Genomic DNA, 25,507 nt, shown 5'->3' on the forward strand with positions numbered 1-25,507 from the left:
CGAACAAAAATCCGCCCGATTTTCGTGAGGATCGACCGAGATGCCCGTCACGTCCTACGCCAAGATTTAGCGGTCACACTCGACTGCGCCCTCACGATTCACTCCCGGGCCCCGGCTCCTTCACGGAGGCACAATGAAACACCGCTCCTATTCGACGCTTGCCGCGACCGCGGGGCTCGCGCTCGTATTGTCGGCTTGCAGCTCGGGAGGCACGTCCTCGGGCTCCGGCGGCGGTGAGCCTCTGACTGACGGAACCTTCCGGTACGCGTTGCAAGGCGATCCAGGTGCACTCAACCCGATCATGTCCGGCTCTGCGGCAACCGCGGAAATTTCGAAGCTGGCGTACGACTCCTTGGTCTACCAGGATCCTGAAACCAGTGAATTCAAACCATGGTTGGCCGAGAAGTGGGAAGAAACGCCGACCTCCGCGTCCTTCACCATTCGTGAAGGCGTGACCTGTACCGACGGGTCGACGCTGACTGCGCAGACCGTCGCGAACAACATCAACTTCGTAGCCGATCCAGCCAAGGGTTCACAACAACGCGGCACCACAGTTCCCATCGGCGCTTCGGCCACTGCCGATCTCGCCACCCGCACCATTACGGTAACCACTCCGGCGCCGACCCCGTTCCTCCTCCTCACCATCAGTCGCCTCCCGATCATGTGCGATGCCGGACTCGAAGATCCGACCGCCTCGAACAACAAGTCGCTGGGCTCCGGCATGTTCGAAGTCACCGAAGTCTCGGCCAATGACCACTACACGTTCGAGCGTCGTGACGGTTACAGCTGGGGGCCCGACGACACCACCTCCGACACACCGGGTGTCCCCAAGACAGTCATTGCTGTCATGGCACCCAATGTCAGCACCGCAGCAAACCAGCTTCTCTCAGGCGAACTGAGCGCATCTCCGATCGCCGGTCCGGACAAGGATCGCATCGATGCCGCCAATTTCGACTCGGTCCAGCGCCCACTTCCCGCCGGTCAGATGTACTTCAATCAGATTGCGGACAATCCGACCAGTGATCCCGCCGTTCGAAAAGCTCTCGTCCAGGCTGTCAATCTCGACGATCTCGCTGAGGTCATCACCGGCGGCCAGGGCACCCGTGCAACAAGTCTTGTCTCCGTCGAGCCCCGAGCCTGTGTGTACGACTCTGTCGCAGGCAACATTCCGGACTTCGACCTCAGCGCAGCAAAGGCAACACTGGACGCTGCAGGTTGGACCGCCGGCTCCGACGGCAAACGAAGCAAGGACGGAAAGCCGCTGACCCTCCGCCTCTTCTACGCTGCCGGCGAAGATGCGCGCAGCGCGGCGGCCGAGCTCACCCAGTCGGCATGGTCCGACCTCGGTGCGACCGTCGAGGTGACAGGAGCCGACCAGACCAAGGTTGTCGACGTCATGCTCAGTGGCAAGGACAACAACCAGTGGGACATCGCGTGGATCCAGATCAACAATTCGGTTCCCAGCGGGTTCGTCCCGTTCTTCTCCGGTCCTGCTCCGGCAGCAGGTAAGAACTTCTCTTCGATCAACAACCCCGCCTACGAAGCAGCCGTTGCCAAGGCATCCGGCTTGACCGGCGACGCAGCGTGCGCGGAGTGGGCGGACGCCGAGTCACAGATCACCAAAACGGTGTCCGCAGTCCCGTTTGCAGATACGGTCTTGAGCTTCTACTTCAACAAGGCCGGACTCGCATTCGGTAAGACCTTCATCGGTTCTGCGTTGCGCCTCTACCAGTAGGCCGGTCGACCGAACGCGGTGCGTCAACGAGATACGTCAGATCATTGTGATCTGACGTATCTTGTTGCCACACCGATCGTCTCGTTGTCGAGTTCGACGTAGGTCAGCTGAGGAATGCTGGAGGCAAGTTCAGTGAAAGCCCACTTCGAGACATTCTCGAATGACGGACGGAAATCGAAAATCTCCGGCCAGGCACCGCTCGCCAATTGCTCGGCACATCGATCGACGGACTCGTCCAGAGCGTCCGTGTCGACAAACCATCCACGTTCTCCGAGTTGGTCGTCCTCGAACGAGAACGCCACTCGCATCGTCACGCGAAATCCCTCGGCAGGCATCAGCGGCGGCAAGTTCTTCGCGTCCCGCACCGGTGCCGGAAGCCCCTGCCTCACAGCGAATGTACGACGGATCTCGATACTGAACATGCGCACCAAGGTATCAATGTTCATCACAATTCTATGAGCGGACCAATCGCGCAATCGCGTCGTTCGCTTCTTTGATCTTCGCGTCCGCCTCGGGCCCACCGGCAACAGCGGCTTTGACGACGCAGTGGCCGATGTGGTCCTCGAGCAGGCCCATGGCCACCGCCTGGAGGCCCTTGGTCATCGCCGACACCTGCGTCAGGATGTCGATACAGTACTTGTCCTCGTCGACCATGCGCTGCAGGCCGCGAGCTTGACCTTCAATGCGACGCAGACGCGCCAGGTAGTCGCCCTTGGCGGTGATGTAGCCGTGCGAATCTCCCGTGCAGCACACATCGCCGGTCGCATCACTGCCTTGGACACTGTTTGGAGCGCTGCTTGGCGCACTGCCAACTTCTGCCGCTTCCGACATTCGATGTCCTCCTGTTCGTCAACGCATGACTTCGCAACAATTCTCGTTACCGGTGCGATGTGCGGATACTCTTCGACTTCCCTTGTCTTGCAGAGCAATCACTGTGCACATCGCCACGCACTTCGCTACTGCACGAACAGATGGGTGCATGGCGATTGCCCATGCCCGTTTTCCCGCTGCTGCGAAACGCATTCGGTCTCAGTGCCCGTGGTGCGCGTGGTTCGCATGTTCGGACGCAGGTGGGGTCGCATTGTCGGCCGTCAGCGTGAATTCCGCCGTACGCACCACTCCGCCGTGCTTGAAGTCCAAAAACAACCGGTAATCCTCGGCGCTCGGCATGTTGGCGTAGAAGGTGATTGCCGGTCCTGCCGGCGTGACACCGTCACCGGGGTAGCCGTCCGGATGGACATGGAGATAGGCGAGGTCGGAGGCACGTAACGCGACCAGATGCCCGTATGCGGCAAGGTAGGGCTGCAAGTCTGTGACCGGGATTCCGTCACGACTGACCGAGAGTGTGAGCTTCGATGTCTGCCCTGCGTGGGCCGCGCCTTCGAGAGAGACTGCGTAGCCGTCGACCGTCGTGGCGGCAGTAGCGGCGGGCAACGACCGAGGATCGTAGGATCCGGCGACGCGCACATCCGCACTGAGCGTGATTCCGTCACCACCGTCCGGAGTGAAATCAGCGAAGACTCGATAGTCTCCCGCATGATCGAAATCGACTGACACATGCCAGTTTCCGTTCTCGTCCAATTCGGGATGCACGTGCTGGAATCCGGTCAGGTCCAGACCGACCACGATCAGATGCAACTGCTTGTCGTGGGTGTCCGTGTACCGGATCAAGGGAGTTCCAACCGGATCCAGGATCCGGAACTGCAAGGGGACATGGTTGCCGACGGTCGCCTCCGACGTTGCCAATTCCAGTGTGTAGCCGTTGTCGCTGAACATCTTGCCCTCCAAAGTTTGGGTCGGCAGCACTCTCGTTGCCGTCTGCGTCAGGTTCTGCACTCCTTGACATCGAACCTGTTGCAATTTGTACCATACCCCCCTAGGGTATGCAACGAACTACTCGAACACCCTGAATTCACTCGAAGGAGATCCGATGCGCATCTACGCAGAGCGCCGGCCGAATGAGTTCCAAGAACAGCATTTCCCCGCGCACCTCAACGAAGCGCTGCGCCGATGTCGCCCCGGCTCGCTTTCGACACCCCCCGACCACACGAGCATCACCTATACCCCGTACAGGTAAGGAACTCAGAATGTCCACACAACCGAAATCCACCCGTAAGTGGTGGGCGTTGGCGTTGATCGCCGCCGCTCAGTTCATGGTCATCATGGACACCTCCATCATCGGCGTCGCTCTCCCCCAGATGCAGAGCGATCTCGGCTTTTCCCAAGAAGGCCTGACCTGGGTCTTCAATGCGTACGTCATCGCGTTCGGCGGGCTACTCCTCCTCGGCGGCCGCCTGTCCGACCTGTTCGGCGCCCGCAGAGTGTTCTCCGCTGGTTGGCTGATCCTGCTGATCGGTTCCGTTGTCGCCGGTGCCGCCGGTAACGTCGCCGTCGAACTTGCGGGCCGTGCAGTCCAGGGCGCAGGCGCCGCACTCATCGCGCCGTCGGCGCTCACCTTGCTGATGATGCTGTTCGGCAGCACGCAGAAAGAGATGACCAAGGCGCTGTCCATCTACGGCGCTGCCGCCCCGGCCGGCGGTACGGCCGGCGTGTTCCTCGGCGGCGTCATCACCGAATACACCAGCTGGCCTTGGGTGTTTTACCTCAACATTCCCATCGCTGTCATCGCGCTGATCGCTACTCCCCTCCTGATGCCGAACGCACCGGCACGTACCGGGTCGATCGACTTCCTCGGCGCACTCGCTGTCACCGCAGGTCTTGCTGTCGGAGTCTTCGGCATCGTCAGAGCACCTGATGTCGGATGGGGATCCGGGCAGACGTGGCTGGCGCTCGCCGTTTCGGCCGCTCTGTTGGGTGCATTCGTGTTGATCCAGTCCAAGCGTCGGGAACCTCTGGTGCGTCTGGGAATCTTCAAGGCGCCCAACCTCGGTGCCGCGAACATCGCTCAGCTCGTCCTCGGCGCTGCCTGGATACCGATGTGGTTCTTCCTGAACCTGTACCTGCAGCAAGTGCTCGGATACAGCGCCTTCCCGGCCGGTGCGGCGCTGCTGCCGATGACGATCTTCGTCATGCTCGGCATGGTCGTCGTGGCACCACGGGCCATGGCACGCTTCGGTGCAAAAGCGATGATCGTGACCGGATTGCTGGTACTGGGAATCGGTTTGGGTTGGATGTCGTTGATCCAGCCCACCGGCAACTTCTGGGTCGACGTACTGCCGGCATCGCTCGTGGCTGCGGCAGGTATGACGCTGGCGTTCATTCCCTCACTCGGTACGGCGATTTCGGCTGCGCGCCCGGAAGAGGGCGGATTGGCTTCCGGCATCGTCAACGTCAGCTACCAGGTCGGCTCGGCTGTCGGCCTCGCGGTGATGACCGCGATCGCAGCAGTGTTCGGCGCTGATCAACTCGGTGACCTGACGGAGTTGACGAACGGTTTCTCCGCCGTGTTCCTCGGAGCAGCCGCCATCGCAGTGGTTGGCGCAGCAATCACCGCGATCGTGATGCGGTCGACCAAGGTCGACGATCCTCGACCCGTTCAATCCACCGTCAATTCTTGACCAACTCCGGTGGTGGGTTCGGCCGGCTGTCACCAGCCGAACCCACCACCGGCGGAACCACTTAGGACTCGTTATGTCGCGCCTTGCTTCTCTCACGCCCACCACCGCTGTCGGTGCATCGAAAGACCTTCTCGCCGAACTCGTCAACCGTCACGGACAGGTCGGTGACATGGTCGCGGCGATGGCTCATTCGCCCGCTGTGCTGGGCGGCTATCTGCAACTCAGCCGAGCAATGAAGCGAGCGAAACTGAGCCGCAAGATCACCGAGCGAATCTCTATCGCTGTGCAGGTCCAGCAAGGTTGCGCTGTTTGCCTCGAAGCCCACGTCGCCGCCGCGCGCGCCAACGGCGTCGAGGCGGACGAGATCGAGCGTGCCCGCGCCGGCACCTCGGCCGATCCCGCCATCGCGGCAATGATCGACCTCGGACTTCGCGTCTATCGGGAGCCTGCCTCGATTTCAAACGAACACATCACGGGCCTTCGAGCGCACGGCTACGGTGATCGCGAGATCGCCGACGTAGTCGGAATCGTCGCCCTCAATGTCCTGACCGGAGCTTTCAATCTTGTCGCGGGAGTGAAACCAAATGAACCGGATCGCTAAGTCCGCACCGGAACGGAACATTTTGCGTCTGTTCTTGATTCGCGACTATCGCCTGCTCTTCAGCGCCCAGATCATCGCGCTGTTCGGCACCGGGTTGGCGACGGTTGCGCTGGGTCTACTCGCCTACGAACTCGCCGGACCGAGCGCCGGAGCCGTGCTGGCCACCGCGCTGACGATCAAGATGTCCCTGTACGTCGTGATCGCTCCACTCGCGGCGGCGTACGTAGACCGGTTGCCGAGACGGGCTTTCCTCGTTGCCCTCGACGCCATTCGTGCAGCAGTCGTGATCGCATTGCCCTTCGTCAGCGAGATCTGGCACATCTACGTGCTGGTGGGCGTTCTCCAAGCTGCGTCGGCAGCGTTCACTCCCACGTTCCAAGCGGTCATCCCTGACATCGTGACCGACGAGGCCGATTTCACCCGCGCACTGTCGGCATCGCAGGTCGCTTACACGATGGAAAGCCTGCTCAGCCCTGTTCTTGCCGCAGTCGCACTGTCCTTCATGACATTCAACCTGTTGTTCGTCGCCACCTCCGTGGGCTTTGCGGTCTCGGCACTGCTCGTGCTGGCCACCCGAATCCCCAACGCTCGCCGAAGTACTCACCGCAAAGCGTGGGATCGGATCGCGTCGGGGGTGCGGATCTTCGTGACCACGCCGCGACTGCGCGGCATCATGGCACTCAATCTCGTGGTGGCAGCAGCCGGATCGATCGTGGTGGTCAACACCGTCAACTACGTCCGCGACGAGCTCGGTGGAACCCAATCCGACGTGGCGTGGATGCTTGCCGCGTCAGGCACCGGCACGTTGGTGACCGCGCTTCTTCTTCCACGCGTTCTCGACAGAACCGCTGAACGAACTGTGATGACAGCAGGTTCCGTTGTCCTGGTCGTCAGCGCCGGCGCGGCAGCAGCCCTCGCCGTGGCCGGTGTATTCACGTGGATGCTCACTGCCGCAGTGTGGGCGCTCGTCGGCGCCGGCATGGCCATGATCGTCACTCCGACCGGAAAAGTACTTCGGCGCTCCGTCGAACCCGCAGGTATACCGGAGGTGTTCGCAGCCCAGTTCTCCCTGTCGCACCTTGCCTGGCTTGTCACCTATCCGATCGCCGGATGGGTTGGTTCGAGCGCGGGATTTGCGGTCACCTGGAGCATCCTTGCAGCGCTTGCCGCAGTGGGAGCCGTTGCAGGATTTGTACTTTGGCCTCGGGAGACGGTTGTTGAATTGCCCGGACAGGCGACGTACGAAACCACCCGAGGCGAATGCACCTTGGCGGCTGCCCAGTGCGCGTGCGCTCGCACCGTCTGACGTCGACGGTCCGACTGAACCCCGACAGCGCTACAACGAAAGTGGTGGTGCAGCCATCGCCTGCACCACCACTCTTGGCTCAACTCACGTCGGCGTACTTCCTCGGATTTGCGTCGAATCGAGGACCACATCCCTTGCAGCAGAACCAGTACCGATTACCTTCGAAGTCACGGAACAGGCCTTCCGCTTCGGCACGCACCTTCTCGATCACGCTGCCGGGCATGACCCGACATTCGACAAGTTCACTACTGCCAGCGGTGAGTAGGTCTTTCACACCGGTCGGCATCGCCGAACCGACAGCGCCGACATCGCCTTTGGCGTCAGACTTCGGGGTGTTGCCACAGCCACAACTGCTCATTGGGATTCCTGTTCTTTTGCGGGACGGATGCGGCCCGCAAAGCGAGCCCGATACAACCGCCAATATACCCCCTATAGGTATCTTTGACTGAGCCTAAGGGTGCGTTCAGTTGACATCTCGCCGTATAAACCATTGCGGGAGAAAGAATAATGCGTCACCAGTCTCGGATCACCTGCAGCATCACGACACAGTCAACCTTATACCTACTGGGGGTATAGGGTAGGTCTGGCATCAACCAGCCATGTCCGCGAGGTCGTCGACGAAGAGGAGCAATGAAGAACTGGAAAGCAATCGGCAGCAGCCGATTCGCCGTAGTTGGAGCTTTGCTGTTGGTCGGCATGCTCTGGGGAAGCTCGTTCCCCCTGGTTGCTGTGGCAGCACCAACTCTCGGCGCCGTCGGCACGACGCACGGCCGCTTCATTGTTGCAGCGTTGGTTCTCGCGCTGATAACTGCTTCCAGCAGATCGACCTGGCGCGCGGTCGGTCATCGGTTTCCTGCATTCCTACTGCTGGCTGCCCTCAACGTCGCTGGGCCCCTGACACTTGTCGCAACTGCGATCGTCGGCCTCAACTCGTCGACGGCGTCGATCCTGAACGCCACGACTCCGATGTTCACCGTATTCGTCGCCGCTTTCTGGCTTCGACAAAAGATCACCTGGCGAAAACTCTCGGGGGTCGCGATCGGCATCGTCGGCGTCTCGGTGCTTGTCGGCGGAATTCCGTCAGCGATCGACAGTCGCGCAATGCTGGCCATTGGCGCATCTTTGACCGCGGCGCTGCTGTACGCAGTCGGAGGTGTCTACGCACGAAAGTCGTTCCAGGACACTCCACCCCTGACGCTGGCCCTCGGCCAACAACTTGCCGCGGTCGCCCTCTTGGTGCCGGTGTCCGCCGTCGCTCCCCCTCCGGGGCCCATAACCGTCGGCCCACTCATCGCCGTGGTAGCCCTGGGGCTGGGGGCTACCGCCGGTGGCTACCTGGTCTACTTCTGGATAATTCGTCAGGCGGGTCCAGTCGCGGCATCGGCCGTCACTCTTCTCGTTCCGATTTCGGCATCAGCTATCGGAGTGCTGTGGTTGAACGAGCCTGTTACCTTCGCGCTCGTTGGCGGTCTTGTCATCATTCTTGCCGGAGTCGGCTTGCTCCTGGATCTTCCGCCGACGCGAGATCCATTGCGCAGGGTTGCCCCGGGGCGGGCGGCTAGCGCGGACAAACGGCCGGTCAGCGGCTGATCGGAGCCGTCCAAAGTCCGACCAGCGCGTCGACGAGGTCGGTCGTGAAGTCCTCCCATGACGTGACCGCGTCCGGCCCCTCTTCGGCAAGCGTGCGCTCACGTTCGGCGAACATGTGCACGATCGCATTGCGTCCGATGTCCGCGCGGGCGCGTCGAACACTCATCGGCATGTCGGCCAGACAGTCAGAGAGTCCCCGAAGCGTCTCCTGCAGGGTGGGCGAGGCCAGTACCTCGTCGTAGACGATTTTCCGCAGGACCGGGTCGGTGAGAATCTGTGCACTGAACCGCGCGTACCAAGTCGGGCCACCCATTTCGGCGTAGTGATCGGTCGACGCCCGAACCAGACACGAAATCCAGTCACGAACGTTTGTGGACCCTTCGATCTCACACAGCAGTTCGCCACGCTTCTTCTCGACCTGCTGGGAATGCTTGTTCACGATCGCGCGGACCAGATCGGTCTTGGTCCCGAAGTGGTATCCGACGGCTGCATTGTTGCCCTGACCCGCCGCTTCACTCACCTGGCGGTTCGAAACCGCGAAGACACCGTGCTCGGCGAACAACTGCTCGGCGACGGCGAGAATGCGGTCTCGGGTTGCAGCAGAGCGCGCGGAATTTGCGGCGCCGCCGACGTCGGCCGACGCGTCCTCAGTCCTCGTAGTCATGGGCACCATCATCCTCGACCATCCGAAGCTGCTCGGCACCGGAGATATTCGTCACGATCGGAGGCGCACCCTTCCGTTAAGTCAGTCACTTGATTTAACTTTAGTTCAATCAACTGACTTAAACCATTATTCGTTCTTCCTCCGATGGAGTTACCGCAATGTCGTCAACCACTTCTCCACCACCGACAACGCCGCCACAGACAACGAAGTCGCCAGCCACCACCGCAGTGGTGGCTGTTCTGGCGTTTTCCGGCATCGTCGTCTCGCTCATGCAGACGCTGGTCATCCCGATCATCCCGCATCTGCCCGAGTACCTGAACGCGCCGGCGTCCGATACCGCGTGGGCTGTGACCGCCACGCTGCTCGCCGCCGCCGTCGCCGTCCCGACCATGGGCCGCTTGGGCGACATGTTCGGCAAACGGCGTCTACTCCTGATCAGCATGGCGCTGTTGGTCACCGGTTCGGTGGTCGGAGCCCTCAGTTCGAGCGTTATCCCCCTCGTTGCCGGCCGAATCCTGCAAGGCCTTGCTGCCGGCGTCATTCCGCTGGGTATCAGTGTGATGCGCGATGTACTTCCGCCCAAGAAGCTCGCCGGCGCTGTTGCGATGATGAGCGCTTCGCTGGGAGTCGGTGGCGCTCTGGGGCTTCCGATCGCGGCTTTGATCGCCGAGTACGCCGACTGGCACGTCCTGTTCTGGGCGTCAGCCGTGCTCGGCGCTCTTGCGGCCGTTCTTGTTGTCGTCCTGGTCCCCGAATCGGCGGTTCGCACAGGTGGCACGTTCGACTTCGGTGGGGCAATCTCGCTCTCAGCCGCCCTCATCGCTCTACTACTGGCCATTTCCAAGGGTGGCGACTGGGGTTGGACGAGCACGCTCACGCTTTCCTTGTTCGGCGCCGCGATCCTGATATTCGGATTCTGGGCTTGGTGGGAACTACGCACCCCCAAGCCGCTGGTGGATCTACGCGTATCCATCCGCCGCCAGGTGCTCTTCACCAACCTCGCATCGATCGTGTTCGGATTCGCGATGTTCGCCGCCAGCATGGTCTTTCCCCAGGTAGTCCAGTTGCCTGAAGTCACTGGTTACGGCCTAGGCGGTTCGATGCTCACCGCAGGTCTGGTCATGGCTCCCTCCGGCATCATCATGATGCTGATCTCTCCGCTGTCCTCACGCATCACCAATTCGCACGGCCCCAAGGTGACGCTCATGCTCGGCGCCGTTGTCGTCGCAATCGGTTACGGCATCGGCATTTTCGCCATGCACTCGATTTGGGAACTGATCGTGATCGCCGTGATCATCGGCGCCGGTACCGGTATGGCTTACGGCGCGATGCCCGCTCTCATCATGGGGGCTGTTCCTCCGTCCGAGACCGGTGCAGCCAACAGCTTCAACACCCTGATGCGCTCCCTCGGTACATCATTCGCCAGCGCCATCGCGGGTGTCGTCATCGCCCAGATGACCATGTCCATCGGTGGGGCAACGCTGCCGTCGGAGAACGCTTTCCGCGTCGTCATGGCCCTCGCTGCCGGATCCGCCGTCGTCGCACTCGTCCTGGCCGGTTTCCTCCCTCGGTTCAACAGCTCCAACTCCCGCAAGGAGATTGGTAGCCAGCACACCGATACGTCCCCGACCACGTCGAAGGAATCCGTTCCGACACACTGAGCCAGCGCGCAATACATACTGCGCTGTACACACAGCCCGGCCCCGGCGGAGTCCAACTCCGTCGGGGCCGACGCGTTTCACACATTTTGCTGTTGATACACCTGCGGACGACAGTTTCGTGACATGCTCCGTTGAGATGGGTGCTCGTTCGATACTCGGGGAAAGGATGCCGCGATCGCCGCTCCTCGTGCTGACGTAGCCCTTGCTGTCGCCGCCGCTGCCGTCCTGGGCATAGGCGTCGGTGTCCTTCTTGCCGATGTCGTCGCCGGCCTGGCTGCAGGTGCGGGTGCTGCAGTGGTATTTCGGTTTGCTCTTCGGATGATCAATACCCGAAAGTGAGCGGTTGTCGAGGGTCCTACTTCAGGACACGGATCGCCGAGCCCGGAAGGATTCCGCTCGATGGCGGGTAGATCGACGTTGCGCCGTTGAAGAACATGTGAGCGGGAGTCGTGGATACCGGCAGCAGGTCGATGTCGTTGAACAACGCGCGCTCACTTTCCTCCCAGACCTTGCAAGACTCGTCACCGGGAAGAAGCGAAGCCTCAGTGGACAATTCGATGTACTTCTTGTTGTCGAGGGAAGCGAAGTTCACTCCTTCAGGTTTGGGCGGGCCGGTGAAGTACTTGGCAAAGATGCTCGGCGTATCACTCCCCAGCGTCAAACCGATGGAAACGTCCCACGACGACAGGTCGGTGGTGCTGAATGTGTTGGCGATGACAAAACTGTAGTCGCCGCCGGTCAGTTTCACATTCGCGCCCAGTCCTTCCCACTGTGTTGCCACGTATTCCGCGGCGGCAGAGTTCGTATCGCGTGAGTTGTTGAAAATCACGTTGAGGGCAAGCGGTCGACCGTCCTTCGTCAGGATGCCGTCGGGACCCGCCTTCCAACCTGCGTCGGACAGCGTTTTCTTTGCTGCATCGACGTCGAAATCGGGGATCGTCCCTTCGACACTGTTGTAGTCGCAGGCAAGGGGTTCCGAAACCGCGAGGGCGCGTGCGCGGGTTCCTTTACCGCCGGTGGTGATCTCGGTGTAGTCGTCCAGGTCTACTGCCTGCACGAGGGCCTGCCGCACAGCACGGTCTGCCGTGGGTAGGGCCGCGAAATGATTGAAGATGAACTCGCCGGACAACGTGGTGTAGGTCTTCGAATCCAGACCCGCGGCCAAGACTCGTTCCTCGTCCGAACCGGTGACCGCTGCGGCATTCACTCCGCCGGTGAGAACAAGATTCGCCGTCGTACTGGGATCGGTGACAATCTTGATCGTCACTGTCTTCGGCACTCCGAGAGTGTCGGAAGTGGTCTCGCCGTTCGGACTCCAGGTGTAACCGTCGCGGCGTTCCATCGTGATGTGATCGTTCGGAACAACTTCGGTGACCTTGAACAGACCCGTTCCGTTGCTACTCGAACGGATGCTGGCCGGGTCTTCGAGCGTCGCAGCGCACGGAAGCCGCAACGCGCCGATTCGAGAGAGCAGGAAGGGCGCTGGCTCGGCGGTAGTCACCGTCAGTTCGTCACCGTCCGCTGAGGCCGAAGTCGACATCGGCACAGTGGATCCGCGTAGCGGTGAAGCGTTTTCAGGATCCATGACCCAGTTGATGTCATCGGCCGCGGTCTGTGCGGTGAAGGAAGTGCCGTCGGCACAAGTGATGCCCTTCTTGAGCACGAACTTCAGCGTGTTCCCTTCTTCACTCCAGCTCTCCGCCAGATAGGGACGCACAGTGCGTGTTTGCGCGTCGATGTCGATCAACGAATCGTACGAGTACGCGTTCACGATCTGAGTCGACGTAAGGTTGGTGATCAGAGGGTGCAGATTTCCGGGATCGGCGTTGATGACAGTCGTGAAACTGCCGTCCTTTGCATACTCACCGACCGAACCTCCGGGACTGGATGCGCCGCCACACCCGGCCAGGGTGAAAACCCCAACGCTGATAACTGCTGTCGCGGAGACAGAACGGGCTTTCATACGAGCCGCCATCTACTAGGAGTTGCCATGGCGACAATCGTGCGGGATTGACGTGGTCTGTATCTCGTTGAAGTTCCCCATACAGTCGGCCGTACTCTGTTCGATTGTCACTATCGACCGGGCAAGCGCAGACGCTAAGTACGACGCTGCCGTTGACGGTGATTCGCGACGTTGATTCGGTTGCCGCACAACGCCGGCATGCAGTAGCGGCGTCGCCCTCCACGGCTTGTATCGACGAACACCCCGTTGCACGTCGGCGAGGCGCATGGGCGGAATCGTTCGTACCCCAATGTGCGCAGAGTCCCCAGCAACGAGTAGCCGATCAACAGCGCAAGTTCGCCGGTGAGATTGATTCTGCTGTCCGGTACCGCATTCCATCGATAGTCGGACCGGGCATCAGGCACGAGTCGGACGTGATGCGGGACGGTCTGCAGGAGTCGATGAGTGCGATCAACGAGCTCATCGGAAGTCGGAGCATCGAGAATCGAACGAATCCCCTCTCTGAGTTCCTTGACCTCAGCAAGTTCACCGCTGGTAAGCCGACGTCCGTTGGTGAGCGCATCCGGCGAGAGTCCATGTTCGTCCAGTAGATCGTGAAGCGCCTGAGGGGCAGCCAACGCGTCACCTGCCTCCACCCACACGCGGGGCGAGGTATTGACCAAGTCGGTCGCAAACGACGCACCGGCGACGTAATCGTCTAAAACTACTTGCATCCCTTACCTCCCTGCTTTACCGTAATTGAATAACCTAACTTTACACCTTACGGAGGCGGCGGGATGGAACATTGCGCAGACCACAGGCTGCCCGAGATACTCCGAGACACTCACCACCGATTGCGCCGCGCCGGTACCGTGGCATCGCAGACACCCGTCGTCGCTGCCGATCTCTACTGGTCGATCGGCGCGCTCGCCCAGTGCCTGACCGCGATGGACGAGGTCATTTCACAACTTGGAATCAATGCCCGAAAGCAGTTGCGCGCTGGAAAGTTCGACGTCCAGAGCGGACCGTTCGAAGGAGAGCCCGACGCCGCCCTACTCACCGCAGTTCTTGCGCTCGCCAGAGCATCGAGTAGTTGCGAACCGGTTCAGGCGGCAATCGGCAACGCTCAGATCGCGGTGAGTGATCTCGTCGTCTCAAGGCCCACCAGCGCTTGACGCCCGCGCTCGCAGCCTGTCCCAATAGAGACTGTATGGTTGGTTTTCAGGCAGCCATCGAGAGCATCGACCAGCAGGAACCGGGTTATCACTGTGAGTGCAGGAACATCGACAATCTACGAGGACCGAACCGTCCGGATCGACGATCAGGGCGTCACGATCCGCCACTACTACTTTCCGTTTGTCAGCAAGTTCGTCCTGTACTCGCAGATCGAATCCGTCGACCTCGGAGTCATGTCATGGCTGAGCGGACGCCTACGAATCTGGGGAACAACAGATTTCAGCTCGTGGTACAGCCTGGATCTTTCACGCCCGTGGAAGGAGACCGCGGTGGTACTCACTCTCGCCGGCCACGGATCGCCTTCGTTCAGCCCCAAGGACGCCGATCGCGTCGAGACCGAAATCCGCAGTCGCATCGGATCACACGCCGCGAACTGACTAGCGGAACTCGGATTCGACGGTGACGATCTCACTCCAGTCGGTTCGATCGAACAACCGCGCCAGCGCAGTGAACAGAACTTCCGGGTCGACGACGCTCTCGGGTGAGTGCACACCGATCCGATCCGAAATCGTTCCGTCGGCGAGCCGGGACACCACCTGAGCAAGGCCGAGCGCCAAGGGGATTCCGGTTGCACCGGCCATGTCCGACAGCAACTCCGACACCGGTGAATCGTCGGCAATCCGGGCCACGACGCGCATCGCTCTTCCGTCGAACATTCCTGTCGCCGAGGCGAAGAACAACGGCAGGGATCCGTGGCCGGCGCGCGTGAGCATTCGAGGCGCAGCACGGATCATCCGTCCGAGCGAAGGCTTGCCCAATTCTTCGGCGGCCGAGTCGAGATCGATTCTCCCCTTGTCGATGTCGGCGCGGAGAACGTCGAGAAACGCCACGGTTTCCGGTGTGATGACCATCAGATTTGCCGAATGCCCCGCAGGATTGATGGTCCGATGAAACATCACCGGCTCCGGATGCCCGACCACGTAAGCGTTCCCCCGACGTCCGCCGGGCAGTTCGAGTGCGATGGAACGCAACGGTTCTTCGTTGACGATTCGCCCCGCACGAACCACCGGAACCTGGCCGCTGATCTGCTGCATCCAGTGAACGGCGGCTGCACTCAATGTGTCCACCGACTCGTCCTCGCCCTCGACATCAACCGGCCAGGCTGTATACAGATCGTCGACCACGTCCAATCGCGAGACTGCCATCGCGGCCAGGAGGTTACTCATCCCGGGACTTGCGCCCATGCCGACTACCGCACAGATTCCGGCTCCCCTCGCGGCACAGTCCAATTCCAGCATGTCGACGGCCGGCTCCCAGTCGTCGCAGATGTCGAGATAGTGAGTCCCGGTCCCGATCGCTGCCTGGAGAATGCCGACGCCGAAACGGAAAAACGGTCCGACCGTATTGACGACCACGTCTGCGCCGTCAAGCAATTCACGTAGCGTGCGACCGTCCGTGACGTCGATGCGGCGCGCCTCGACTTCCGCTGACGCCTGCGCCAGTTCAACTGAAAGACGCTTCGCAGCATCGATATCGCGATCCGCGACTACTACCTTGCTGATTCCCGGCAATGTTGCGGCCAGACGAACTGCTGCCGAGCCCATGGCACCGGCACCACCCAGTGCGACAACCGTGATTCCGTCAGCCATGAATTCCCTCCAAAAATGCAGTCTGATCCGCTAGATAGCCGGGAGCGAAGATCGAACGGGGAGCAAGGACGGCCACCAGAGCGGACCTCACTTCCGAGTCTTCGAGATCCTTGTCCACGATCGAATGCGTAGCGTCGGGGTACTTCTTGACCACCAATTGCCCTGGAGTGTCCAACAATTCGCGATACACCCTTTCGGTATCAGCCACGTCGACGTTGACGTCTTGTCCGCCGATGATCAAGAGCACCGGAACCTTCACGGTTTCGAGATCGGCTCGCGCATCCGAGAGGTAGTTCTTTCGGATGAAGTTCCACCGGTCTTCGGTGAGACCGTCGGCCTCGCCGGAGGCCACTAGATCGTCGAACGATGCATCACGGGCCAACTGATCCAAGTTCTTCGCACGATCGACCCGCGCTTTCTCGAACTCGTCGGCCGACGCATTTCTCTCGGAAAGTTCGGCTAGGGTATTGAATTCGCCTTGTTGGAGCCAGTTGATCGCGGGACCCACGGCAATGACGAACGCTACGTCCGGGTCGAGGTTCACCACCTTGGGCATCACCCACCCTGCCTGGCTTGCACCCCACAGACCGATCCGAGACGGATCGATATCCGAACGTCCCCGCGCCCACTCGATTGCCGCTTCCGTTTCTGCCGCGCGATCGTCCATGCTCTGGTCGAGCCAATTGCCCGGTGCCCCATTCACCCCCGGCTTGTCCCAGGAGAGTGACGCGTACCCCGCCTTTGCGAACGCCTCCCACACCGGTCGATAGAACGTCTCATGTGTTGCATCGACCGGGCCGTCTCCGTGGACGAAAACCACGAGCCCGAAGGGACCGTCACCGTGTTCGGGCAGTGCAAGGACTCCCTGGAGCGGCACCGATCCCCCGGTGATCGTCACTTTTTCCTCACGGATGTCATAGGTGTTCTGGTACAGCGTCCAGCCCACCAGAGTCGCGATCAGAACAACGACCACCGCCAGGGAAGTAACCATCCACCTGCGTAAACGAGGCTTACTCTTGCCCTCGCTCATCGATTCCGCTGCCATCTTCCCGCCCTAACGTACGAATTTGAAACGATCGTATTGCATTCGATAGTACAGTTGTGGGCGAAGATGTCGAGAAGCGAGGAAAGGACATGGCGATGACCGACAGGGACGTCGATGTACCCACGAGGATCTTGATCGAGGGACTACTGCGCACGGACGGAACTGTCGACGGGCACACCCTCTATGCCACCGCCGACGCCCTCGGCAAAACTGATCAACAGGTTCGGCTGTGCATCAAGCGGTTGGTCACCGAGGGGAAGTTCACTCAGGAAGGTCGCGGGCGGCAGGCCACGCTACGAGCAACGCCGAAAGCCCTGCGCGAGATGGAACCCGACGTCGAATTCGTTCGGCTGGCCTATCGACAAGACCGCGACACTGTGACGCCGTGGGACGGGTATTGGCACCTGGCCGGATTCGCAATTCCGGAGTCGTCACGGAAAGCGCGAGATGCGCTGCGCACCAGGGTCGTTTACCTCGGCGGCGCGCTCGTCCAGGGCGGTCTGTACGTCTCGCCGCACGCCTGGGAACCGTATATTCGCGATGCGGCCGCCGAACTCGACGTCGAACAGCACCTGTCTTCTCTCACCACTCGAGATCTGAAAGTGGGCACTCTCGAAGACCCCGTGAAGATTGCCGCGCAGTTGTGGCCACTGGACCAGATCGCTGACGGATACGAACGGCTACTCGACGTAGCGACCGCACGCCTGCACAAACTGCAGAACAGTCCGGGTACCGATGCTGTCACGATGACCATCGAACTCGCGGCGGAATTCACGCGAGCCATGGAACCGGATCCGCTGTTGCCGCCGGAACTACTGCCCACCAACTGGATCGGCACGAGGGCTCGGTCGATCACTGCGCAGTGCTGGACGCTTCTGGCACAGGTGGACGGTGCCGACGAATTACCGTCGCTGTTCCACCTGTACGCAGATGCAATCGGTGACGATCAGGACGCAAGCGTGCGATGACGGGGCGGCAGTCCGAAACGCCCGAGAACCTCGTCGACTGCGGTGGACGGTGTGACAAGTCCGCGATCCTGAAGCCACGGAATGGTGCTGTCCACCAGATGCTCGAGCGTGCGAGGCAATGCGAGAGGCAGCAACGTAACGCCGTCGGCGACCTCCGCAGCTCGGATATCGGCGATCAAACTGCCGAGACCGGAAGGCGTTCCGACGTAATGAAGCGAAACGGGAACCCGCGGCGAGGTCAACGCGCTGTCCAACTGCGCAAGCTCCTTACGAGCGGAGCGAGCCTCCGGCGCGATCAGAATCTCGAGATCGACCAGCACTGCGACGCTGTCGGGATCGCGTCCTTCTTCAGCGACGGCAGCGCGTATCCGTGCGCGTTCGAGCTGTGCCTCACGCAGATCCGCAGCGCGAATCCGAACCACATTGGTAGGGAATGAAGCCAAATCGAGAGCCTTTTCACCCTCGGTGAGGTCCACCCAGTAGTCGCCGCCGATGATGGGCAGGTTGCCGGGTGCGCCCTCAGCGGCCGGATGGTGACCGGATCCGGTCAACTCGACCGCTACGTGCAGAGAATGCGAAGCGAGTGAAGACATGTGAGACCTCCGAAAATCAGAAAAGTATGGGATGAGCGAGACGAATCGTCAGCTCGAACACATTCCTGAAGAGGTGCGACACAGATCGACATGGCGACGGCACCACTGACCGAGAGTGATGCTCACTCTCGAAGGGGTGGCGGGAAAATCCGCTGGTGCCATGGCTGCCATGCTAGTTGTCCGTTCGAGTTTTCGGGGACCGAGCTCAGCTCAGACGCACTCGGCTGCGCCGGCATTGTCGTCTGCGGCTCCGAGCAAGGGGCGGGTCTCGGGCACAGGGTTCCACGCACCTGCCGTCTTCGCGTACTTCCAATCACGCTGATTCGAAACCAGGATGTTCACGGCGTCGACCAACCGCGTCACGTCGTCCGAGCTGCTACCGAGGCCGAGGCTGGCGCGAACTGCACCGCCGGAGAGGCCGAGGCGCGCGAGAACCGGATGTGCGCAGAAGCGACCGTCGCGAACTCCGATGCCGTGCTCGGCGGAGAGGAATGCGGCGATCTCGCCCGCTTCGAATCCGTCGACGGTGAAGGTGACGATTCCGACGGCGTCGGGAGCGTCGTTCCACAGTCGCACGAGTGAGACGCCCTCGATGGCGGACAAGCCGTCAGTGAGCTGGGCGGTGAGCGCCTTCTCATGCTCGGCGATCACGTCGAAGTCCAGGGCGTGCAGGGTTTCGCAGGCGGTCGCGATGGCTGCCGCACCGAGCACGTTGGGGGAACCCGCCTCGTGGCGTGCGGGCGCGCAAGCCCACTCGGTGGATTCGATGGTCACCTCACGCACGGCGCCGCCGCCGGCGAGGTACGGCTGAGCTTCGTCGAGCCAGTCACGGCGGCCGACGAGAACGCCGGCGCCGAAGGGCGCGTACAGCTTGTGGCCCGAGAACGCTACGTAGTCGACGCCGCATTCCTGCAGGTCGATGCGACGGTGGGGAGCCAACTGAGCAGCGTCGACGAGAATACGTGCGCCGCAACGGTGAGCGATGTCAGCCAAACGTGCAATCGGCAGGATCTCACCGGTCACGTTGGAGGCCCCGGTGATTGCGAGCAGTGCGGCAGGCTTGGTGCACAGTTCACCGATCAGACGCTCGATCGTTTCTTCGATGGTGTCTGCGGCGGTGACGATACGAGCGTCGTTCCACGGCAACAGGTTTGCGTGATGCTCGACGTCGAGGACGACGGTGCTGCCGGGGACGCACTGCGCAAGCAGGTTCAGCGAATCGGTGGTGTTCCGGGTGAAGACGACAACCTGATCGTCGGCACAGTTCACGAAACGAGCAACGGATTCACGAGCGTTCTCGTAGGTGAGCGTGGAGATCCGGGACGCGTAGCCGGCACCGCGGTGGACGCTGGCGTACGTGGGCAACAATTCGGCGATACGGTCGGTGACCTGGGCCAATGCCGGCGCACTCGCGGCGTAGTCGAAGTTGGCGTAGGAGCATTCGCCGCCCTGAACCAATGGAACCTGCAGGTCGGCACCCGAAACCTTGGCAATCGCGGTGGTGCAGCAGGTGTCGGCACTCAATACAGCAGTCATCGAAGACAATCCTCACGTTCAAGGACTCGTTCGTCGGGAGATGGCCCCGGAAGAGTCCGCGCTTGCCGCATTCGTTTTCGAACGCAGCCGGGTCGTCACCCGGAGCACCCCACCGCGGAGGAGGGTTGCCGACCAGCAAGCCGGGGCTGAACACTGGTACTCGTGACCTGGCAACGAGGATGGCAGGAACCTCCCGTGCTTGTCAAGACGAAGCCGCGAAGATCTCCGTCAGGGCGCGATGGTCCGGCAAGCAAGGTGGAGCGCGAGTCTCGTTTCCGGATCTGCGAGATCCACCGAGAGAAGGCGCTGAATTCTATCGATCCGACTCGATACGGTGTTGCGGTGCAAGCCCATTCGGGTTGCGGTGTGAGCCAGAGACGATTCTTCGTCGAGGTACGTCGACAGAGTCTCGAGCAACTCTCCATTGGAATCGCGTAGCGGTGCGAGCAATGCCGCGGCCGCAGGCTGGAAGGTGTCGGTTCGCGTCCACGCCAGCAGCAACTGCGCCAGCCCGAGGCGGTCCACGTGCAGGAATCGACCTGTTTGAGATCGGGAACCGGCGAGCCGAGCAGCATCCCCGGCCTCCGACAGGGACGAACCGATTCCAGCCGGACCGTCGTGTGCGCGTCCCACACCTACCCAGGTCTCCATCGTGGGTTCCAACCTCGCCTGAGCTGCACGGATGCACTCGGCGATCCTGGTGATCGCCTCCGGTCGCGGCTCGCCTGGCAGAGTCGTCCATGCCGCCCAGCCGTCAGCCTGTTCCACGACATTGGCGTCGATTCCCTCGGCGGCGAGAGCATCTGCAACCTCGCTGCGTCTTGCCACCAGGTCGACCTCACCGACCGCCAGGACTTTGATGCCGATGTGCCATCCGTCCAGCATCCAACCCGCGTCGAGTGCGCGCCGGAGCAGTCCGGGTGTGGCGTCTGCTGACGTGTCGATCAGTTCACCGAGCAACGCGCTACGCCGGCGCGCTTCACGCTCGTCGACCATGCGCGCAACGGCCAGTCGGTGCCCGACAGCCAACGAGGCCACGTCGAGAACCACTGAGAGAGAAGCCTCTTCGACGCTTTGACGCACCGGGAGTAGCACCGCCAGCCAGGGCTCTCGGGCTGCGCCGGACATCACCGGGCACGCGATCAGGACCCCGCCGGAGTCCAATTCGACTGTGGTGGGCGCCCCGCGACCCGACAACATACCGGCGGCTGCTCGATCAGTGTCTGACAACAGGTCGGCGCCGGTCATCGGACGTCCGGACGAGTCCAGGAGAAAGAACGAACGCTGAAAGGTGTTCAGTAGCACCGACAGAAGATTCTCGACGCTTCCTCCGGCTCGTTGGCCCGCGTGTGTCGCCCGCAGTACTGCGTCGGCCATCACCGCCCGCGAATTCGAGAGAAGATCACGAAGATCCACGCTGAACAGCCACGGGTCGGATACTCCGAGCACCACCAGTCCGAGCCGATCGGCAAGCAACGAGAGATTCGCATCCTCCGCCGCAGTGCTGTGCACAGCGACCACCTGGCAGCCGGTCGCCGCTGTGCGCCGAAGGAGAGCGTCGAATCTCCACTCCCCGATGTCGATTCGATCGAGAATCACCAGAACTGATCCTGAACTCGCCGCACCCGACACGGCCTCGGCCGACTGTGCCGATTCCCCGGTGAGTGCTCCCACTGTCGTCACGACGGGATCACCCTCCCCGGCCAGTCGATACAGCCCGACAAAGGCCGGGTTGTTCAGCAACGCCGAAACACTCGCGCTCATCGCGCCTCCATCAGCACTGCGTCGTGGTCGATCCCGAATGCCCGCGGGCCGACAACTTTCAATCTGCCCACTTCTTCCGCCCACCACTGTGGACCGGGAAGAACCAACACGGCCACATCGTGCCCCTGGTGCACGGATTCACACGAGACGAAGGCGCCGGTCCGCACGTCGAGCAACGTCACGATGTCCGGGCACGTTGCAATCATCTCGCCGTCCAACGCGACGGTCAGGAACTCACTCTCGAATTCGACTCGTATCACCGCAGAACCGTGCTCGAGAATCACGCTGCCCCGACGATCGCCGGTGTCCGGACGACTACGACGGACCGCACGCACCCGGCCAGTCCCCATTACCAGGGCCCCGGAGCTCTCCGCGATCTCCTGCCAACTGCCCAGGGCCCCGATGTGCTGACCCAGTTCGTATGCTCGGGAGAGAGTTCCCGGAATGCACGCCTCCTGCACCGTCCGCGCATCGATCGAGGCGATCGCCAGAGCGCCCCAACCGCTGGTTCTCCCGATCAACGACCGCACTGCTACCTCGGCGCCGAGCACATCCACTCCGTCGACGACGGTAATGAGGCCGCCGGGCTGGGCGAGTGTGACCGGGCACAATTCCAACCCGGCTGCGGCGAGAGAGAAGTGATCGAGCCGCGGCATCGCTCGACCCAGCAGGTCCGCGTCGACCACGGGAATTCCCAACGCCAACGCCGCCGCAATGCCGGAGAGAGCGTTGAGTCCACCGCCTTCGAAAGTCATCACCGCGGTCGGACGCTTCCCGGTCCAGCGCGTCAAAGCTGCTGCAGTATCTGCGAACTCACGCCCGGAGGGCAATTGCTCCTCCAAAGCCAGGGCCGATCCGACGATTCCCACCGGCATCACCAATGCCTCCTCCGGCAACTGGTCCGGCGCGATGACCTCCACCGAAGTAGACGTCATCAGTGGACGCAGCAATTCCACGAACAAGCGTGGATCGCCGCCCCCGCCGCAGCCCAGGACCACCGCCCCCGCTGCGATCGCGTCGAGGTCGGCCTCCCGGACCGCGTGCAGCCTGCTCACGGCTCGCTATTCTGCCAGTACAGGTTGCTCGAGTGTCTCCACCGGCAGGAACGGGCGATCGAGCCCGAAGCTAGCCGGGCCGAAGACCGCCAGTGCCTCCGGGGTTCTCATGATGGGTGGGGTCGCGATCCCGATGACCGCAACGCGCTGCCCGTACCGCAAGCCCTCGGTGGTGATGGGTTCGGCGGTATCGGCCTCGACGATGCAGATCAGGTCTGGCACGATCGCCACCATCACTCCGGATTGGACGGCGATCAGATTTTCGTTCTGGAACTGAACTTCCAGCTCTTCGTCTCCGACGCCGGCGATCCGCACCGAACCGCGAGCGAACCCCTCATCGGTTCGCCTGTCGACATCGATAACCTTGCCGTGAAAGAGAACTCGCCCGTATCCGTAGAGCGTGTCGGCGAGACTGTCGACAAGCGCCTGCACCGGGTCCACCCGCTGCTCACGTGAAAGTCTGATGGACCGGCCGATGGTCATGGCCAACGACAGAGTCCGTGGGATCGCCGTCCGCTTCACATCTGCACCCGTCATCGAGTACTGCGCGATGTGCGCCATCCCACCGAACCTCGACGTCACCCCGCGGGCGAGGCCCTCCAATCTGCTGTTGTCACTTCCGGTGTCGAAGATCGCCACCTCGTCGTGCTCGTTCGCCATGGCGAGCGGACTCGCCGAAATCCCGTACACCGAGAAGGTTTCCATCTCGAGCTGAGGAAAGGCTCGTCCCATCCCGTCGGCGTCCACAACCGGCAGGCCGCGCCGCGCGGCCACCAGCAACGGAATCATCGAATTGATTCCGCCGCACTCCATCGGCATCGTGGCATCTGCAGTTCGACCCGTGTGCTTCTCCAACGTGATCAGCGCCAGCTCGGGTTCGGTTCCGCGCGGCATCTTTTCGACCACGACGGTCGGGGCACCCATCTGCGCGACGGGAATCACCCACGCGTCGTCGTCAAGCTCCTCCGGATCGAGAATTGTGATTTCACCGGCCTCACCGAGCGCCTGCGTGACCAACATCTTGCCGACGAACGGATCTCCCCCGCCGCCGGTGCCCAACAAGGCTGCGCCCCTGGCGAGGTCGTCGAGATCCGCCGTTCGTAGTGTCCAACTCATCGTGAGCCCTCCTGACCGGTGGAGACCAAACCACTGTGCAGTGCCAAGTCACCGACTGCCTTCACTCGAATACGTGTTGCGTTGCCCGGCAGATACGGAATCGGGACCTCGTCGAACTCCACGATCTGCACCGACTCGGGCCGTGCGCCTGCGGCGACTGCCCGATCGATCGCCTCCTGGCGAGCATCGTCGGCAAAAACCTGCCGGTGCCCGTCCCGCACCGCTTCGACTCGATCTACCTCACCACTGACCTGCGCGATCGCAGCGCCGATCGCATTGGCAACATCGAAACGCTCAGGACGAATCACCGTTCCCAGGCCCGGGAGTTCACGCTCCAGCAGTACCGATCCCCCGCCAACCGCCACAACGGGAAGTGGATCCGACGTGGTCCGCATCTGTTCCACGGCGTCGGCGACTCGGCGCGAGATCCGGTCGAGTGCCGTCGACACCAGGCCGCGGTCGAGGTGCGCCACCGCACTGCGATCTCCTACGTCGGCCAAGCCTGCCGCGACGGCTATGTCGGTGGCCGTCAACGTGTCACCGCCGAATACGAGTGCCCGTGAACCCAATTCGTATCCCACAGATTCGGGTCCGACTGTGAGTCCGTCTGCATCCACCAGCGAACCACCACCGATACCGATCGAGAAGACGTCCGGCATACGGAAATTGGTCCGTACCCCGGCGACCGTCACCTCCGTGGTGGCTTCTCGCGGGAAACCGTTGGTCAATACGCCCACGTCGGTAGTGGTACCTCCGATGTCGATCACCGCACAGCTGGCCAGACCGGACAGCACAGCGGCGCCTCGCATGGAGTTGGTCGGTCCCGATGCGAAAGTCGCCACCGGATAACGCCTCGCGTACTCGATGTCCATCAAGGTTCCGTCGTTCTGGCTCAGGTACAGCGGCGCGACAATGCCGTGCTCGACCAAAGATCGGGCAAGACCGTCGACGATGTGATCGGCGAGCTCGCGCAGCGCAGCATTGATGATGGTCGCGTTCTCCCGCTGGAGTAGACCCACTCGACCGATCTCGTGCGAGAGCGAAATTGCGACGTCCGGGCCGAGTTCCTCACGCACTATCTCCGCGGCGGCCGCTTCGCATTCGAGATTGACCGGAGAGAACACCGAAGATATTGCGACCGAACGAGTACCGCTGCGAGCCATATCGGCGGCATGGCGGCGAATCTCGTCGGGGTCCAGCGACGAAATACGACGACCGTCGAACTCGTGCCCACCGTGAGCGAGGTAGCGCCTTCCTTGCACAGCGGAGACCAGGTCTCGCGGCCACCCCACCATCGGAGGAAGCGCCGCGGTCGCCGGAAGCCCCAATCGCAGAGCCGCTGTCGGTGCAAGTCCGCGTTGCTCGATGAGAGCGTTGAGAAAGTGCGTCGTGCCGATCATCACTGCTTGAACAGCGCTGGGAGAGAACGAGTACTGCTGCTGCAGCGCCGTCAGAGCTCCGCCGATTCCGCCGGTGATGTCCTTGCTGGTCGAGTGTTTGACATGCCCGATGACGGTGGTCCCGTCCATCAGGACCGCATCGGTGTTCGTACCACCGACGTCGATTCCGATTCGCATCGCGAACTCCC

24 protein-coding genes and 1 riboswitch are annotated in these 25,507 nt (G+C 61.9%); of the genes, 9 read left to right on the forward strand and 15 right to left on the reverse strand.

The window, feature by feature from the left end:
• Positions 1-133 precede the first annotated feature (133 nt).
• On the forward strand, positions 134-1,735 hold the full coding sequence (locus ATN37_RS21060) for an ABC transporter substrate-binding protein (protein WP_050655997.1): 1,602 nt from the start codon (positions 134-136) through the stop codon (positions 1,733-1,735).
• A gap of 41 nt (positions 1,736-1,776) precedes the next feature.
• Here ATN37_RS21060 and ATN37_RS21065 read toward each other — a convergent pair whose 3' ends face one another.
• From ATN37_RS21065 to ATN37_RS21075, 3 genes are all read right to left on the reverse strand, one after another.
• Complete coding sequence (locus ATN37_RS21065; RefSeq protein WP_054801109.1) at positions 1,777-2,181, reverse strand: 6-carboxytetrahydropterin synthase; 405 nt, start codon at positions 2,179-2,181, stop codon at positions 1,777-1,779.
• A gap of 7 nt (positions 2,182-2,188) precedes the next feature.
• Complete coding sequence (locus ATN37_RS21070; protein WP_064074536.1) at positions 2,189-2,566, reverse strand: metal-sensitive transcriptional regulator; 378 nt, start codon at positions 2,564-2,566, stop codon at positions 2,189-2,191.
• Between the two features lie 198 nt (positions 2,567-2,764).
• On the reverse strand, positions 2,765-3,571 hold the full coding sequence (locus ATN37_RS21075) for a hypothetical protein (RefSeq protein ID WP_064074537.1): 807 nt from the start codon (positions 3,569-3,571) through the stop codon (positions 2,765-2,767).
• A 251-nt stretch (positions 3,572-3,822) separates the two neighbouring features.
• Here ATN37_RS21075 and ATN37_RS21080 point away from each other — a divergent pair, with 251 nt between their 5' ends.
• The 3 genes from ATN37_RS21080 (at position 3,823) to ATN37_RS21090 (ending at position 7,160) form a co-directional block, all read left to right on the forward strand.
• A complete protein-coding gene (locus ATN37_RS21080) occupies positions 3,823-5,253 on the forward strand; it encodes an MFS transporter (protein WP_064074538.1) in 1,431 nt (476 codons plus the stop codon).
• 73 nt (positions 5,254-5,326) lie between these two features.
• A complete protein-coding gene (locus ATN37_RS21085) occupies positions 5,327-5,854 on the forward strand; it encodes a carboxymuconolactone decarboxylase family protein (RefSeq protein ID WP_064074539.1) in 528 nt (175 codons plus the stop codon).
• Complete coding sequence (locus tag ATN37_RS21090) at positions 5,838-7,160, forward strand: MFS transporter (protein ID WP_020906028.1); 1,323 nt, start codon at positions 5,838-5,840, stop codon at positions 7,158-7,160. Before ATN37_RS21085 ends, ATN37_RS21090 begins: the two co-directional genes overlap by 17 nt.
• Positions 7,161-7,239: 79 nt before the next feature.
• Here ATN37_RS21090 and ATN37_RS21095 read toward each other — a convergent pair whose 3' ends face one another.
• Entirely contained in the window at positions 7,240-7,518 is a 279-nt protein-coding gene (locus tag ATN37_RS21095; RefSeq protein WP_041814605.1) for a YHS domain-containing protein, read from the reverse strand.
• Positions 7,519-7,790: 272 nt separating this feature from the next.
• Between ATN37_RS21095 and ATN37_RS21100 the strand changes: the two genes are divergently transcribed.
• The gene (locus ATN37_RS21100) at positions 7,791-8,750 is read left to right on the forward strand and encodes a DMT family transporter (RefSeq protein ID WP_054781974.1); all 960 of its coding nucleotides are present in this window, start codon (positions 7,791-7,793) and stop codon (positions 8,748-8,750) included.
• Here the strand turns inward: ATN37_RS21100 and ATN37_RS21105 are convergent.
• A complete protein-coding gene (locus ATN37_RS21105) occupies positions 8,740-9,414 on the reverse strand; it encodes a TetR/AcrR family transcriptional regulator (RefSeq protein WP_007727120.1) in 675 nt (224 codons plus the stop codon). The two genes, ATN37_RS21100 and ATN37_RS21105, sit on opposite strands and share 11 nt — an antisense overlap.
• A 158-nt stretch (positions 9,415-9,572) precedes the next feature.
• On the opposite strand from ATN37_RS21105, the gene ATN37_RS21110 reads away from it, so the two are divergent.
• Positions 9,573-11,075, forward strand: a complete 1,503-nt coding sequence (locus ATN37_RS21110; RefSeq protein ID WP_064074541.1) for an MFS transporter — start codon at positions 9,573-9,575, stop codon at positions 11,073-11,075.
• A 355-nt stretch (positions 11,076-11,430) separates the two neighbouring features.
• On the opposite strand, the gene ATN37_RS21115 is transcribed toward ATN37_RS21110, so the two are convergent.
• On the reverse strand, positions 11,431-13,038 hold the full coding sequence (locus ATN37_RS21115; protein ID WP_218695577.1) for an ABC transporter substrate-binding protein: 1,608 nt from the start codon (positions 13,036-13,038) through the stop codon (positions 11,431-11,433).
• 134 nt (positions 13,039-13,172) lie between these two features.
• On the reverse strand, positions 13,173-13,751 hold the full coding sequence (locus ATN37_RS21120; RefSeq protein ID WP_042450527.1) for a CGNR zinc finger domain-containing protein: 579 nt from the start codon (positions 13,749-13,751) through the stop codon (positions 13,173-13,175).
• A 63-nt stretch (positions 13,752-13,814) separates the two neighbouring features.
• Here ATN37_RS21120 and ATN37_RS21125 point away from each other — a divergent pair, with 63 nt between their 5' ends.
• Positions 13,815-14,192 (forward strand): hypothetical protein, encoded by a 378-nt coding sequence (locus ATN37_RS21125; protein ID WP_042450525.1) that lies wholly within the window; start codon positions 13,815-13,817, stop codon positions 14,190-14,192.
• A 93-nt stretch (positions 14,193-14,285) separates the two neighbouring features.
• Positions 14,286-14,630, forward strand: coding sequence for a hypothetical protein (locus ATN37_RS21130; RefSeq protein ID WP_042450522.1), 345 nt, complete (start codon positions 14,286-14,288; stop codon positions 14,628-14,630).
• Here ATN37_RS21130 and ATN37_RS21135 read toward each other — a convergent pair whose 3' ends face one another.
• A complete protein-coding gene (locus ATN37_RS21135; protein ID WP_192711815.1) occupies positions 14,631-15,842 on the reverse strand; it encodes a saccharopine dehydrogenase family protein in 1,212 nt (403 codons plus the stop codon).
• Positions 15,835-16,833, reverse strand: a complete 999-nt coding sequence (locus ATN37_RS21140) for a S9 family peptidase (protein WP_042450570.1) — start codon at positions 16,831-16,833, stop codon at positions 15,835-15,837. Before ATN37_RS21140 ends, ATN37_RS21135 begins: the two co-directional genes overlap by 8 nt.
• A gap of 143 nt (positions 16,834-16,976) precedes the next feature.
• Between ATN37_RS21140 and ATN37_RS21145 the strand changes: the two genes are divergently transcribed.
• Positions 16,977-17,855, forward strand: a complete 879-nt coding sequence (locus tag ATN37_RS21145; protein ID WP_050655932.1) for a phage repressor protein — start codon at positions 16,977-16,979, stop codon at positions 17,853-17,855.
• Here ATN37_RS21145 and ATN37_RS21150 read toward each other — a convergent pair.
• The 6 genes from ATN37_RS21150 to ATN37_RS21175 all read right to left on the reverse strand — a co-directional run bounded on the left by ATN37_RS21150 (position 17,834) and on the right by ATN37_RS21175 (position 25,496).
• Positions 17,834-18,448 (reverse strand): hypothetical protein, encoded by a 615-nt coding sequence (locus ATN37_RS21150; RefSeq protein WP_050655923.1) that lies wholly within the window; start codon positions 18,446-18,448, stop codon positions 17,834-17,836. The genes ATN37_RS21145 and ATN37_RS21150 overlap by 22 nt on opposite strands.
• A gap of 210 nt (positions 18,449-18,658) precedes the next feature.
• Complete coding sequence (locus ATN37_RS21155) at positions 18,659-19,984, reverse strand: aminotransferase class V-fold PLP-dependent enzyme (RefSeq protein ID WP_218695578.1); 1,326 nt, start codon at positions 19,982-19,984, stop codon at positions 18,659-18,661.
• A 53-nt stretch (positions 19,985-20,037) separates the two neighbouring features.
• Positions 20,038-20,152, reverse strand: a riboswitch (SAM riboswitch).
• 60 nt (positions 20,153-20,212) lie between these two features.
• The gene (locus tag ATN37_RS21160) at positions 20,213-21,748 is read right to left on the reverse strand and encodes a CdaR family transcriptional regulator (RefSeq protein ID WP_218695579.1); all 1,536 of its coding nucleotides are present in this window, start codon (positions 21,746-21,748) and stop codon (positions 20,213-20,215) included.
• Positions 21,745-22,803, reverse strand: coding sequence for a DUF917 domain-containing protein (locus ATN37_RS21165; protein ID WP_218695580.1), 1,059 nt, complete (start codon positions 22,801-22,803; stop codon positions 21,745-21,747). Before ATN37_RS21165 ends, ATN37_RS21160 begins: the two co-directional genes overlap by 4 nt.
• Before the next feature lie 6 nt (positions 22,804-22,809).
• Positions 22,810-23,919 (reverse strand): DUF917 domain-containing protein, encoded by a 1,110-nt coding sequence (locus ATN37_RS21170; RefSeq protein WP_050655919.1) that lies wholly within the window; start codon positions 23,917-23,919, stop codon positions 22,810-22,812.
• Positions 23,916-25,496, reverse strand: a complete 1,581-nt coding sequence (locus tag ATN37_RS21175; protein ID WP_054187861.1) for a hydantoinase/oxoprolinase N-terminal domain-containing protein — start codon at positions 25,494-25,496, stop codon at positions 23,916-23,918. The genes ATN37_RS21170 and ATN37_RS21175 overlap by 4 nt, the downstream gene beginning before the upstream one ends.
• Positions 25,497-25,507 lie beyond the last annotated feature (11 nt).

It is taken from the genome of Rhodococcus sp. MH15 (assembly GCF_019266045.1).
In the GTDB taxonomy this organism is placed as follows: domain Bacteria; phylum Actinomycetota; class Actinomycetes; order Mycobacteriales; family Mycobacteriaceae; genus Rhodococcus_F; species Rhodococcus_F qingshengii.